The sequence below is a fragment of the Patiriisocius marinus genome (genome assembly GCF_008974325.1).
Taxonomy (GTDB): Bacteria; Bacteroidota; Bacteroidia; order Flavobacteriales; family Flavobacteriaceae; genus Patiriisocius; species Patiriisocius marinus.
Genome location: NZ_BKCG01000005.1, coordinates 65,822 through 78,973, shown reverse-complemented (window position 1 = coordinate 78,973; position 13,152 = coordinate 65,822). Strand labels below are relative to the sequence as shown.

Genomic DNA, 13,152 nt, shown 5'->3' with positions numbered 1-13,152 from the left:
GTTAAAATGTGTATTCAAAAACGATGTATGTGTATGCAATTGCAACAGGTACGTTTGCTAAAATGATCGCTATAGATTTTAATGTTTCGGTGTAGTTTTGGTCTATAAATAGTTTACCTATCAAAGTGAGTACTACAATGGAGTTAATAATAACTGCTGTAAAAACGTAATAAAAACCAATTACGGGTACTGTACTTCTGTCTGTCAAGACTAACTGTAGTAGAAATAGTAATGAGCCAATTACAAAGAAAGTGAGAGCTATTCCTGCTGAAATTTTAATTGTTTTCATATTGCGATGTGTTTTTTTCTTTGGTGATAATCCATTTTTAATTGCGCTGAGCTTGTGAAAATGGTGTCTTGAAAACTTTTAAAATCTAGTTTTAAGATTTGCTTAAAATCGAAATGATGAAAATCGTTTGCATTTTTACCATAGCGATAAGCTTTCATATAAAAGGGGAAGTATTCTGGCAGAATTAGTGTGCCTATAAGTAACACGCCGTATAAGTAAGGTGTTCGTTTTCCATTACCGTAGCAACAATATTGTAATGCTATTTCTTCTTCAACGGTGGTCCCAAAACCAGTAAGTAAATGATATGCATCATGGCGTTCAACCTTTGGGATCAACTCAAAACCATTTTTATGGAGTAGAGCTCCTAGTTTATAGCCAAACGTATGTTTTTTCATTTCAAGCAACGCTGCTGTAGAAATGTTCCACGCTTCCTTTTTCTTGAACTTACAGTACACAACCATTGTCCATTTAAATAACCAAGTGATAAATTTTTTTCGATGCTTCATCTTAAAGTACTTTGAATTACAAAGTGAATAATTAAAAAAATACGCTCAATAGGGTAGAGCGGATGTTAGTATTAACTACGTGTTGTAAATACTGTGCGATTGTTTTAAATCTTTAGTATTTCCGCAGTTCAAATGTAGTATTAGATCATAGGCATTTATAAGGAACTTTAGTTACTGGTTTTAATAAAGTAGTATGCGTTGATTATTTTTAAGTATTCGTTATTTCTAAATTTCAGAATCTATTTTTTGCGCAGTAAAGTTTCAAGAGCTTCAATATGTTTTTTGAATTCCTTTTTACCTAAAGCTGTACTGCTATAGCGTGTGTTTGGTTTTCTACCTATAAACTGTTTTTCAACTAATATATAAGCTTCTTTTTCAAGCGCTTTAATATGGCTCGCAAGGTTACCATCTGTAACATCGAGTAATTCTTTTAAACGATTAAAGTCTGCTTCATCATTTACCATTAATATGGACATAATCCCTAAACGGATGCGATGGTCAAAAACCTTATTTATGTTTTCAATAATTCCCAAGAGTGTTTATCTTTTTTCTTTTATGAGCATAAAACTACCATAAATAATGTGCATTACTCCAAAGCCTAAAACCCAAATCCAGAATCCATATCCAGGCAGTAGTGCGCAAACGAGCCCTAGGGCAATTTCAATATATCCTAAATACTTGATATTCCCTATAGTAAACTTAGATGCGTTTACAAGTGCCAATCCATAGAAAATGAGCATCAATGCGCCTGTTTGCCCATATTTTTGTTGGTTGAGGATTATTAAAATATAGATTCCTCCAGTAATTAAAGGCACAAGAAAACTCATTAAAAGCTTGCGTGTAGTTTCGTCCCATATTTTAACTTGATCTTCTTTTGCTTTTCGGGTGGTTATAAAAATCGCAGTAACTATGCTGCATAGAGCGACAAGAGCTAAGTCTAACAGAATCATTTTGAAAATATGACCATCAAGAATAAGATAATCTCTACCTGAATTTACTACTAAATAGTAGGCAATAGCTGCACCTATAAGAGCATAAATACCGGCAAATATTCCAGCCAATCCACTAAGTGATATAAATCTAGACGATCTATTCATTAAGTTTTTAATCTCACTGATATCTTTTAAATAATCCTGTTCGCTCATAATAAAGTACTTTGAATTACAAAGTAACTATAATTTAATATAATTCACAACTATTTTTTTTCGGGTATAATCTACTGTTAGTAGTGCTTGTAATATAAATAATAATAAAATATAGCTCCATTACGGAAAACCGTAATGTACTACGTAGTAATTGATTTTTATTTGTAGTATAAATCATGCATTATAAACTGGGGAGTTTATATGTGATTACCTAAAGGCTGCTTTTTTAAGTAGCCTTTTTTTATATTTATAAAATGAAACCTGCCTTAGAATATATTCTCTCAAAACCTGAACCTTTTAAAGCAATGCTCCTTCAAGTACAAGTACTTATTGAGCACACTTTACCCAATAATGAGTTATTATATAAATGGAAGTTACCTATATATTATAGTGACGATTGTCCTATTTGTTACTTAAATGTACGTAAAGGCTATGTGGATGTGTGTTTTTGGTGTCGAACAGATTTCAATATCCACTTAAATATATTAATTTCTGAAAAGCGAAAATTTGTAAAATCACTTAGATATTATAAGCCCGAAGATATAGACGCACAAGTTTTAATTGAATGTCTTGAAGAAGCCTACCGAACTAAAAAGAAAGGGTACACTGCTTAATTTTTTATAAATCTTTTAATGTATTTTCTAGATTCATTTTCAATATGTAAGAAATATATACCAGCTTGTAAATTATCAACATTAATTACCTCTTTATAATCTTCTGTTCTTAGTAACTTCCCTTGAATGTTATAAATTGAAATAATATCATTTTGGTTTAACGTATCTCCTTGAAGCTTTAAAATCTCAGTAACTGGGTTTGGGCTCAATACTAAAGATTTTGAATTATTCTCATTGCTACCGAGTGTGGAAATTTCACCTTCAGCAACAATGTAATAATTTACATTAGGTCTATTTAGATCAACTGTGGTTTGATATGTTGTCGTTAAGCATCCACCTAAATCCCTAAACCAAGAAAAATCATTGCTCATAGCTGTTCCGCCCATAAAAACAGTTTGATTAGAGTTCTGTTGGAATAGTTCAATTAAAATACGATCTACAGATGCTGGTACTACTACTGGGCTTGTGAAAGTATATGTAAATATTTGTCTATTTACAAAAGACGGCATATCTATAATTTCACTTTCACCTAAAAGTGTGCTTGTTGGAAAAGAATCTGGAAAATTTTCGTCAATGGCGTAAACTCTCAAAAACATACCATTGTCTGGTGCGGATGAGCTTTCTTGAATACCATATTTTATTTGATTAATATTAAAGTCTTCAGTAATTCCAAAATCTTCTAAGTTATATACTCGCCCCCAGTTTACTCCACCAAAACTGCAAGATGCATTTGACGCTTGATCGATTATTTGGTCACCTATATTGTGTCTTAATTCAATAATATTTTGCGAAAAAGATGAAAAGAAAAATGATAATGCAATTAATGTGTAATATTTTTTCATATCAAATAAGTGGTTAGTTATTTCTCAATTTTAATTTTTCATTACAAACTACCAATAGTTATAGATCATTAACCACTTGTCTAATAGCAACAAGATCTGTTAGTAATTTTTCAAGTTTTGCGATGTCTAGCATATTTGCCCCATCACTTTTTGCGTTAGCTGGATCAAAATGAGTTTCAATAAAGAGACCGTCTGCACCAGTAGCAATTCCTGCTCTCGCAATGGTAGCAATCATTTCTGGTCTTCCGCCAGTAACACCTACGCTTTGGTTAGGCTGTTGTAAACTATGTGTTACATCGAGTACTACGGGAGCATATTGTTTCATTGTTGGAATTCCGCGGAAATCTACAATCATATCTTGGTAACCAAACATCGTCCCACGATCTGTAATCCAGGCTTTATCACTTCCAGCATCTTTTACCTTTTGCACTGCGTGTTGCATTGCTTCCGGACTCATAAATTGTCCTTTTTTCAAGTTGACTACCTTTCCTGTTTGTGCTGCTGCAACAACAAGATCTGTCTGGCGTACTAAAAAGGCAGGAATTTGTAATACATCTACATACTGTGCTGCAATTGCTGCTTCGCTTGCTTCGTGAATATCAGTGACTGTAGGCACATGAAATGTTTCTGAAACTTTACGTAAAATTTTTAATGCTTTTTCATCGCCAATTCCTGTAAAACTATCTATTCTGCTACGGTTTGCTTTGCGGTAACTTCCTTTAAATATGTAAGGAATGCCAAGCTTGTCTGTAATAGTTATAACTTTTTCAGCAATGCGCATCGCCATATCTTCACCTTCAATGGCACAAGGGCCAGCAAGTAAAAAGAAATTATTTTTATCTGTGTGTTTGATATTTGGGATACCTGCTAAAGTCATAGTAGTAGTTTTAGTAAGTAACAAAGGTAAAATTTTCTTTTTGCATGTGATTAGGATAACACATTAAAAGGGCAAGATTTTGTTAATATTAGAAGACTTTAATTGTTAGCTTTTCTATTTATTTTTTTTCACTTATCACAAAACATTTTAATTAATAAAGAGGTGTTTGTAACGAATTAGTATTTCAGAATAAATTTAAACTGCACAATATCATATTTATAATATAATAAATAGTACTTTTGCACGCTGAAATGTGCTAGTTAAAATTAAGCAAAAGCTAGTGTTGTTTCTAAACAATTTTAAAAGAAAAAATTTTTCTTGTAAAATGTTGTAAATTAAAAAGTTACCCGTCTCACGGGATTGTATTATGAAAGTTATAAATATCGCAATTATTGCTCACGTAGATCACGGTAAAACTACCTTGGTTGATAAAATTATGTATCACTGTCAGTTGTTTCGTGAAAACCAAAACACAGGTGATTTAATCTTAGATAATAACGATCTTGAACGTGAACGTGGTATTACCATTACGTCTAAGAATGTTTCTGTTGTTTATAAAGGAACAAAAATTAATATTATTGACACCCCTGGTCACGCCGATTTTGGTGGAGAAGTAGAGCGTGTATTAAACATGGCTGATGGTGTTTGTTTATTGGTAGATGCTTTTGAAGGGCCTATGCCACAAACACGTTTCGTATTGCAAAAAGCATTAGACTTAGGTCTTAAGCCTTGTGTAGTAGTAAACAAAGTAGATAAAGAAAACTGTACTCCAGATATCGTTCACGAAAAAGTATTCGACTTAATGTTCGAACTTGGAGCAGAAGAGTGGCAGTTAGATTTCCCAACAGTATACGGTTCTGCAAAGAACAACTGGATGAGTGATGACTGGAAAGTTGAAACTGAAAACGTAGAGCCACTTTTAGATATGGTTCTTGCTAACGTTACACCTCCTAAATTTGAAGAAGGTTCTCCTCAATTGTTGATTACATCGTTAGATTTCTCTTCATTTACAGGACGTATAGCTATTGGTCGTTTAACTCGTGGTACTTTAAAAGAAGGTATGCGTGTTTCACTTGTAAAAGCTGATGGTACTATTACAAAAACAAAAATTAAAGAACTACACACTTTCGAAGGTCTTGGACGTTTAAAAGTAGAAGAAGTTCAAGCAGGAGATATTTGTGCGCTAGTTGGATTAGAAGGATTTGAAATTGGTGATACTGTTGCTGATATCGAAAACCCTGAAGCTCTCGAAACTATTGCAATTGATGAGCCTACAATGAGTATGTTGTTTACAATTAACGATTCACCTTTCTTTGGAAAAGATGGAAAGTTTGTAACATCACGTCATATTAGAGAGCGTCTAGAAAAAGAATTAGAGAAAAACTTAGCAATGCGCTTACAGGAAACTGGATCTGCAGATAAGTTTTTAGTATTTGGTCGTGGTATACTTCACTTATCAGTTTTAATTGAAACTATGCGTCGTGAAGGTTACGAATTACAAATAGGACAGCCACAAGTAATTATCAAAGAAGTTGATGGTGTTAAATGTGAGCCTGTTGAAGAGTTAACTATCGATTTACCAGAATCAGTTAGTGGTACTGCAGTAAACTTAGTAACTATCCGTAAAGGTGAAATGGTATCTATGGAAGCTAAAGGTGATCGTATGATTTGCCAGTTTATCATTCCATCTAGAGGAATTATTGGTTTACGTAATCAATTGTTAACAGCAACAGCTGGTGAGGCAATTATGACACACCGTTTTGTTGAATACCAACCTTTAAGAGGAGGTATTCCAGAACGTCAAAATGGATCTTTAGTATCTATGGAAAACGGTTCAGCAATTCCTTATTCTATTGATAAATTACAAGATAGAGGTCGTTTCTTTGTTAATCCAAACGAAGATATCTACGAAGGACAAGTAATTGGAGAGAACACTCGTCAAGATGATATGGAAGTAAATATCACTAAAACGAAAAAACTTTCTAACGTACGTTCAAGTGGAGCAGATGACAAGGCGAAAATTGTGCCTGCTATCAAGTTCTCTTTAGAAGAAGCATTAGAATTTATACAAAAAGATGAGTACGTTGAGGTAACTCCTAACTTTTTACGTATCCGTAAGGTATACCTAAAAGCTGTTGACCGTAAACGTTATAAGCTGTAAGTAAATTTCTTCGGAAATTTTAAACACTTCATATAAGTTAATCTGCATTATACAATACTCTAGGGTATGTTATAGTGCAGATTTTTTTTATACAATTCACTTTATTAACCAACGGTGATTTTGGCATAAAAACCACTAAAAACGAATAGAAACTGACATAGTTACCGATTAGCATTTAAACCTAATATTTTATTTAAAGAAAGCAATAAACTTGCCTTGTACCGCTATTAAGGGGATGCAAGCATAACTTAGACTACCTTACTGCTAAATAGGCAGTACGCCTTATGTAGTTTGTTTCTTTGGCTTGGTTTTAGAGTTTAACAGAACATAAGTTTAAATTAAAATAGTTACTGCGTAAGAGTTACACAAAGACTATTTTTTGAAATTAATAAATAGAGTATGAGTCAAGTAAAAGAGAAAGACACTGTTGTAGTACATTACACAGGTAAATTATCTGATGGACAAGTTTTTGATAGTTCAGTAGGGAAAGACCCTTTAGAACTTACATTAGGTTTAGGACAATTAATTCCTGGTTTTGAAAAAGGTTTAATTGACATGAAACCAAACGAAAAGAAAACAATTACAATCGCTAAAGAAGAAGCTTACGGTGAAGTTATAGCTGAGTTAAGACAAGAGGTTAACAAAACTGAATTACCTCAGGATATGGCTCCAGAAGTAGGTATGGGACTTGTTTCTAAAACTCCAGACGGACAGGAAATGAATCTACGTGTTGTTGAAGTAAGTGAGAAAACTATTATTGTAGATGGTAACCACCCTTTAGCAGGACAAGATCTTGTTTTTGATCTTGAAGTTTTAGAGATTAAGGATGCAACTGAAGCTTAATAACAACCTTAAATTTGTAAATAGCTAGCCAAGGCTTTTTATTTAATATAGATTTACAACGTTATATAAATTAAATACGCCCACTAAATAGTATGTTTAGTGGGCGTTTTAATTTGGTTAGTTACATTGTTAGTTACAATATGGGCAACTAGCGCCATACTCTGCTATAACACCACAGATGTAGCTTAGCTCAGTTGTAGCATCTAAACATTCATACAATTGTGCAGCTTGGCACCATTGCATTACTTGGCCTTCAGTTGGGCCATTATATACTAAATTATCGCAGTCAGCGCCACCGCCACTATTACCACCACCGCTATTACCGCCACCCGTAGGTGCTGTGTATGGAGTTCCTAAAATATCCTGATCAGTCATATCAAAATCTACATTAATGGTATGGTTTGTAGCACTTCTACCTGAAGTAAAATTAACACTATAATTCCCTGCAAGTTTATGAATACCAGTTTCGCTATTTCTAACGATATCTGTTATTTCTAGCTCAAAATCTGTTATATCAATATGAGTGTCAAAGGCGTTATCAAAATCAAAATCATCCTCATTTAATTGTGTGTAACGGGTAGTAGGTGTAATAAGAGAAAAAACAGCTGGAGTTATTGTTTGAGGTACACCTATCGCAGGGTCCTCATTAGAATTTAGGTTCACGATGAACGTTGGGAAAATATCATCAGCGTCATTAGCTCCATAAGCCGATTTTTTTAATGATAATTCAAATCTTGAATAATCTTCATAGTATAGCATCACAGATGATACAATATATGTTTCACTTTCTTCTCCAAAATCATAACCACCTTGTAGATTATACGTTTGTCCGTCAAATACCATGTCAACAAGAATGGTGGAATTCCCATCTGGACACGTTGGGCAATCATCATCTTTACAAGAAATAAAGGATACGAACAATGCAAGGCTTAATAATTTTAAAATGTTAGTTGTTAATTTCATTGGTTTAGTTTTTGGCTAAATTATAGAAGCACTACTAACTACAAAATACCCAACGTTGGGTATTTTAATAAAAGTAAACGCCCACTAAAAATAAATGTAGTGGGCGTGTTATTATGGTTAATTAAATTGTAGTTATTTCAAGCACAAAGCTACTTTATTCTTCCACCTATTAATTTGATATAGGTCAATTAATCGATGTTAATTTTAATACGACGTCGAGATTTTTTTAGAAACGTTCTATCTTAGTGTATAAACTCATCTACTACATTTTAATGAGTTTCCATTCCTCTAGTATCAAAGAGATAATGGTATCGCCCCAAAGTTCTACACTGTGTATTTTTGGAAATACAGGAATTATACTAGTTTCAACCCAACCTTCACTATATGGAGTAACCATATATGCTTTGTAGCTTAGTTTTTTATCAAATGGATTGTACATATCTAGTGTCATTTGCGTAGTAAAATCCTCATGGACTGTTTGTGTAAACTCCAGCGTTACGGTTTTTTCTGGAAACAGTATTTTGTCCACCACTTTCATAGAAGCAATGGTGTCTTTAGCGATTTCGATTTCTATGTTTAGGGTATCGCTTGGATAAATTAAGAGCACTTTTGGCTCCACAAAATACGGTGATATCTCTACAGGGATATCAATACTTGTAATACTGTCAAGCACAATTTCAATAGTTTGTGCTTTTCTATGTTCAATACTATTTTGCCCACTACACACAAGTATGTTTAGTATTAATAGGAGCGATGTTAGAGTTCGAATCATAGTGGTTTTTTTAAAAAATAGGTTAGCGCTTGTATTTATTTTATACAGTGTTGTAAAACGTTTTTTCTATATTTTAGTTAATGTGTAAAGTGTTGTAAATTGAATCCTTTTCTTATTAGCCAAATTGCTAATACTATTTCTTGAAAAACTAGAGGTAAGGTCATAATAGCAAAAGAAGTTGAAATAACATCTATAGTTTCAAATAGAATTAAAAAACTTGATATCATTGCTAATATATTTCCAAATATTCCCCAAATAGTTAGCCATTTAGGTATTAATTTTGTTTGATAAAATATAAAATAGAGGATTAAATTCCCTAGTCCTGTAGCTAACATTACTCCAAGATGATTTGATAAATCACGTCCCAATTTTAACAATGAGCCTAGTGTTTCAAAGTAGAAAAAGTTAGAACTTTCAGAGTTTAAATATTGTTCACTTAACAATATAAAAATTGGTATTAATATAACTCCAATTAACTGAAATACACTTGATATTATACGAAACCCAACAAATCCAATTGCTAGATTTTCTTTATATTTTTTTACTACTTGATATAATATAAGTGAAAAGCCAAGATAGATAGGAATTAATAAAAATTGGAATACTACTCCAATTAATACTCGGTTTCTTTTTGGATAAACTTCTGATAGATAATCTGTACTCTCAACAGCTGGAACAATACTCAAAATTCCAGCAATCATTCCAAGTAGGATTAATACTCCTGCAAAAATTGCGCTTTTATTAAATGAATTCATATTACTTTAAATCTTCAATTAATCCTTTTACAGTTTTCAATAACTTATTGGCTGTGTCCAAGTCACTTTGATTTGTGATTACAGAAACACCTAAATTATACTTTGGAATTATAAAAAACCAATTTTGGCTTCCAAAACCTCCTCCGTGCATATTATAATAAATTCCATATTCATCGTCATTTTTGACAGGTAAATAATAAGCCATTTTTCGATTTCCGTTTTCATAAAGCATTCTGTGAGATTCTATAACAGCAGGTTTAGTTCTATCCAACTGAAACTCCATATAATTTACTAAATCTGGCATTGTTGTTTTTACACCACCATCTGCTCCATACAATACAACTTCGTGGGGAACAAGTTTTCCAGTCATTCCGTAACCATTTGCTAGATATTGTTCTTTATTTTTTGGAAGTTCAATTTGGGTATTTTGCATATTTGCACTTGTCTGGAAATAGTCTTTCAAAATATTGTTAAATGACTTGTTATATATGTTTTCTAATATTTGAGCCATAATTTCGGTATCTACATTTGAATAACCATATCGTATACCAGGAACAGTGTCTAACTTAATTTTATACAAGTCAGAAAAGAAATCTTTTTTGCTATAATTCTTTTGAATTTCATAAACCTTAAACGGTAAATCTTCATTAAAATCGGAAAATAACTCGTTAATACTTTCAGGTAGAAACTTTTTCATTTCACTTGTATGCGTAAGTAGGTGTTTTATTTTTATAGGTTCTTTATTGTATTCAAAATTTTTGAAATCTTCTTTTAAATACTTACGAATATCATCGTCAAGGTTTAATCTTCCCTCTAGCACTGCATTTGCAACAAGAATTCCAGTAAAAGTTTTACTCACAGATGCTATTTCATAAATAGTATTATCGGATGGCGTATTACCTTTTCCTTTGTCTAATTCGCCATAATGAGAGGTATATTTTTCTCTGTTTTTATAAATACCGATTGAAACAGCATTTATTTTCGAATCCAAGAGAAGTGAATCTGCGTTTCTGTCCATCGAAAGTTGGATTGGGTCAATTGTTTTATTCTTTGATTGTTCTTTGGAATTTTTACATCCTACAAATGCAAGAGCACAAATAAGCATTACTGTCTGAAATTTCATTTAGTCATTTTTGATTGATTACTATTTATATAGACGTAAACTTTTCATAAATGGTTGCCTGTCATAAAATGCGGAATGTTTCTTTAAATGTTTTACAACGTTCTTGTATACGAACAGTGCGAGGGAGAATGGCATTAGCCATTCGGTTGAGCACGAGCTGATTTTTACAAATTTCGCTTATTATTTTTTTGTTCAATAAGTCGGATTTGTAAAAATTTGGCGACGTAAAAAAGTACCTTCATTTTTTCTTTATCGACTGCTCTCGCATTGTTTGTATACTTTGTTGTGGTTTGTATTTTCGTCAGAAGCTTAGTCTAAATTTACTTTAAATGAAATAGCAAGTAATAATAGATTTTAATGTATTCCTTTAATGCATAAAAGCAGAAAATTTGCATTGTTCTACCCAAATTTTATCTACTTTTTTATATGCCTTAATTTCTCCACCAAATTTACTAGAAGCAACTAAAATTATAGCAAAGTTTTTTTTAGGAGAAATGAAAGGTTTTGAAATCTGTAAATAATTTTCTAATCTTGACTCTTCTTTTTTTCTAGTTCTATTCTTTTTAACATTTGCTAGCGAATTAGGATTGTTTTTTTTTTGTTCTAAGTAATATTGTTTGAATTCGATAAAATTCATTTCTTTTTCAAAATCTAGGGGGCAATGTTTTAAATTTGAAAAGAATCTACTACTATTATCAAGAATGTATTCGTCATTTATAGCTAAAGATGAGCCGTGTAAACCTTTCGTAAATTCATTTTCTACAAATTTAAAAACATCAACACCCTTAAATTCATTAGACTCAGCTAAATCATTTAATACCTTGGTTATTAATTTTTCAACTTCTTTTTCTTTCGGCTGCTTTAACGTAGCACAACCTGTAAATAATATTACAATAAATAGATGTTTAAATTTCATAGTTATTTAATTACAAAAGTTGCCAATAGCATATCCTTGATCTACTGTTTCATGAGATATTATTGAATTTATTTCAGAAACTTCATTTTGATTAAAGGGATTGATTTCAAAATGATTCCAAAGATCAGTGTCTTTTAAACCTACCCAAGCTAATTTTTTTAAATCTTCTAATAAATTATTGCTTTCTGAATAGCCACCTTGTGTTACTGCCCAATTATAGACTCCTTGAGCGATTTGGTTTTTATAATTTGCTATAAAATTATGTTGTATTGTTGAAGAGCTACTTCCTGTCTCTAAGCTAGCAAAAGCTTCAACTAATTCTGCGTATGTTGGATTTGAATTTTGAGGAATATTAAAATCGTTGCTTGGATCACTATCTTCACTATTAACTTTAAATATATAATATAGGTTTGCATGAAATATTTCATGAATTGCAACAGTTGTCATTAATATGTCGCTACCCTCTAACGAATTTAATCCAAACGTAATAGGAATTCTCTCAGGAGCAAATGTTCCTTCTGTTACTGCATAATTAATATAGTTTGGATCTACAAAAAACTCGACATCAGCACTTGTGTTTCCCTCAAATATATCTTGGAAAAGATTTGTAATTGGTGAGCATACATTATAGGCTCCTTGCACAATATCTTTTTGGCAAGGGTAATCTTCCCAAGATTCGTTATTAAATAAAATATTTGCAATTTCAACTACTTCATCAAAATAAAAGTTTGTGTTTTCATTTAACCATTTTTCATCATACTTATATTTTTTATTTAAGTACTCTATATATTGAAAATCATATATTCCATCTCCTGAATAAAAAATGGGTTCAATAAACACATCTTCTCCTCCAAAAAAATCTTCTTTACTCGGATTTATATCATTCCCTTCTTTTAGGTTATCAATTATAGGTCTGAATTTATTAATTGAAGGAATCATTGTGGATGAATGAAGTTCATCCATTATTTTTCTTGTTTTTTTCTTGAGACTAATCAGGTCAAGAGGATGTTTAGGCTTCTCTAAAGAAATTTCTTTCTGGATTAGAAAACCAATTAATAGAGATATTTCATTTTTGTTAAGTCTTGCTCTAAAATCAACTTCGTGCATTTCTTCTGCATTGAGATGAAAATCTTCTACTAAAATTAAGCACAAAGTATAAATGAATCCTGTTGTATCAACCAAGGATTTAATTTCTTCAATAATCTCTTTAGGACTTCTTAAATTCATTTATTCAATAGGTGAGTAGTGTTACTTGAAATTACAGCTAACGGATTTGTATATGGGCAGTGCGGGCGAAAATGGCTGTTGCCATTCGGTTGAGCACAAGCCGATTTTTACAAATTCCG

The 13,152-nt window shown here is 32.0% G+C and carries 15 protein-coding genes; 3 read left to right on the top strand and 12 right to left on the bottom strand.

The window, feature by feature from the left end:
• Position 1: 1 nt before the first annotated feature.
• The 4 genes from GBH57_RS10330 to GBH57_RS10315 all read right to left on the bottom strand — a co-directional run bounded on the left by GBH57_RS10330 (position 2) and on the right by GBH57_RS10315 (position 1,940).
• The gene (locus GBH57_RS10330; protein ID WP_151674423.1) at positions 2-289 is read right to left on the bottom strand and encodes a hypothetical protein; all 288 of its coding nucleotides are present in this window, start codon (positions 287-289) and stop codon (positions 2-4) included.
• Complete coding sequence (locus GBH57_RS10325) at positions 286-795, bottom strand: hypothetical protein (protein WP_151674422.1); 510 nt, start codon at positions 793-795, stop codon at positions 286-288. The genes GBH57_RS10330 and GBH57_RS10325 overlap by 4 nt, the downstream gene beginning before the upstream one ends.
• Before the next feature lie 239 nt (positions 796-1,034).
• Positions 1,035-1,328 (bottom strand): winged helix-turn-helix domain-containing protein, encoded by a 294-nt coding sequence (locus GBH57_RS10320; protein WP_151674421.1) that lies wholly within the window; start codon positions 1,326-1,328, stop codon positions 1,035-1,037.
• A 6-nt stretch (positions 1,329-1,334) separates the two neighbouring features.
• Entirely contained in the window at positions 1,335-1,940 is a 606-nt protein-coding gene (locus GBH57_RS10315) for a hypothetical protein (protein WP_151674420.1), read from the bottom strand.
• 254 nt (positions 1,941-2,194) lie between these two features.
• Here GBH57_RS10315 and GBH57_RS10310 point away from each other — a divergent pair, with 254 nt between their 5' ends.
• Entirely contained in the window at positions 2,195-2,554 is a 360-nt protein-coding gene (locus tag GBH57_RS10310; RefSeq protein ID WP_151674419.1) for a DUF1801 domain-containing protein, read from the top strand.
• Here GBH57_RS10310 and GBH57_RS10305 read toward each other — a convergent pair.
• The gene (locus tag GBH57_RS10305; protein ID WP_151674418.1) at positions 2,551-3,396 is read right to left on the bottom strand and encodes a T9SS type A sorting domain-containing protein; all 846 of its coding nucleotides are present in this window, start codon (positions 3,394-3,396) and stop codon (positions 2,551-2,553) included. The two genes, GBH57_RS10310 and GBH57_RS10305, sit on opposite strands and share 4 nt — an antisense overlap.
• A gap of 58 nt (positions 3,397-3,454) precedes the next feature.
• Positions 3,455-4,273: a 3-deoxy-8-phosphooctulonate synthase gene (gene kdsA, locus GBH57_RS10300; protein WP_151674417.1), complete on the bottom strand. Its 819-nt coding sequence runs from the start codon at positions 4,271-4,273 to the stop codon at positions 3,455-3,457.
• A 367-nt stretch (positions 4,274-4,640) separates the two neighbouring features.
• On the opposite strand from kdsA, the gene typA reads away from it, so the two are divergent.
• On the top strand, positions 4,641-6,434 hold the full coding sequence (gene typA / locus GBH57_RS10295) for a translational GTPase TypA (RefSeq protein WP_151674416.1): 1,794 nt from the start codon (positions 4,641-4,643) through the stop codon (positions 6,432-6,434).
• 399 nt (positions 6,435-6,833) lie between these two features.
• Positions 6,834-7,277: an FKBP-type peptidyl-prolyl cis-trans isomerase gene (locus tag GBH57_RS10290; RefSeq protein ID WP_151674415.1), complete on the top strand. Its 444-nt coding sequence runs from the start codon at positions 6,834-6,836 to the stop codon at positions 7,275-7,277.
• Between the two features lie 129 nt (positions 7,278-7,406).
• On the opposite strand, the gene GBH57_RS10285 is transcribed toward GBH57_RS10290, so the two are convergent.
• The 6 genes from GBH57_RS10285 to GBH57_RS10260 form a co-directional block, all read right to left on the bottom strand.
• Positions 7,407-8,240 carry a hypothetical protein gene (locus GBH57_RS10285; RefSeq protein ID WP_151674414.1) on the bottom strand — a complete coding sequence of 278 codons (834 nt, stop codon included), beginning with the start codon at positions 8,238-8,240 and terminating at the stop codon, positions 7,407-7,409.
• A gap of 262 nt (positions 8,241-8,502) precedes the next feature.
• Positions 8,503-9,012, bottom strand: coding sequence for a hypothetical protein (locus GBH57_RS10280; protein ID WP_151674413.1), 510 nt, complete (start codon positions 9,010-9,012; stop codon positions 8,503-8,505).
• Positions 9,013-9,089: 77 nt separating this feature from the next.
• Complete coding sequence (locus GBH57_RS10275; RefSeq protein WP_151674412.1) at positions 9,090-9,767, bottom strand: DUF4386 domain-containing protein; 678 nt, start codon at positions 9,765-9,767, stop codon at positions 9,090-9,092.
• Position 9,768: 1 nt separating this feature from the next.
• Complete coding sequence (locus GBH57_RS10270; RefSeq protein ID WP_151674411.1) at positions 9,769-10,890, bottom strand: serine hydrolase domain-containing protein; 1,122 nt, start codon at positions 10,888-10,890, stop codon at positions 9,769-9,771.
• Positions 10,891-11,257: 367 nt separating this feature from the next.
• Positions 11,258-11,806 carry a hypothetical protein gene (locus GBH57_RS10265; protein WP_151674410.1) on the bottom strand — a complete coding sequence of 183 codons (549 nt, stop codon included), beginning with the start codon at positions 11,804-11,806 and terminating at the stop codon, positions 11,258-11,260.
• Between the two features lie 6 nt (positions 11,807-11,812).
• Complete coding sequence (locus GBH57_RS10260) at positions 11,813-13,033, bottom strand: hypothetical protein (protein ID WP_151674409.1); 1,221 nt, start codon at positions 13,031-13,033, stop codon at positions 11,813-11,815.
• Positions 13,034-13,152 lie beyond the last annotated feature (119 nt).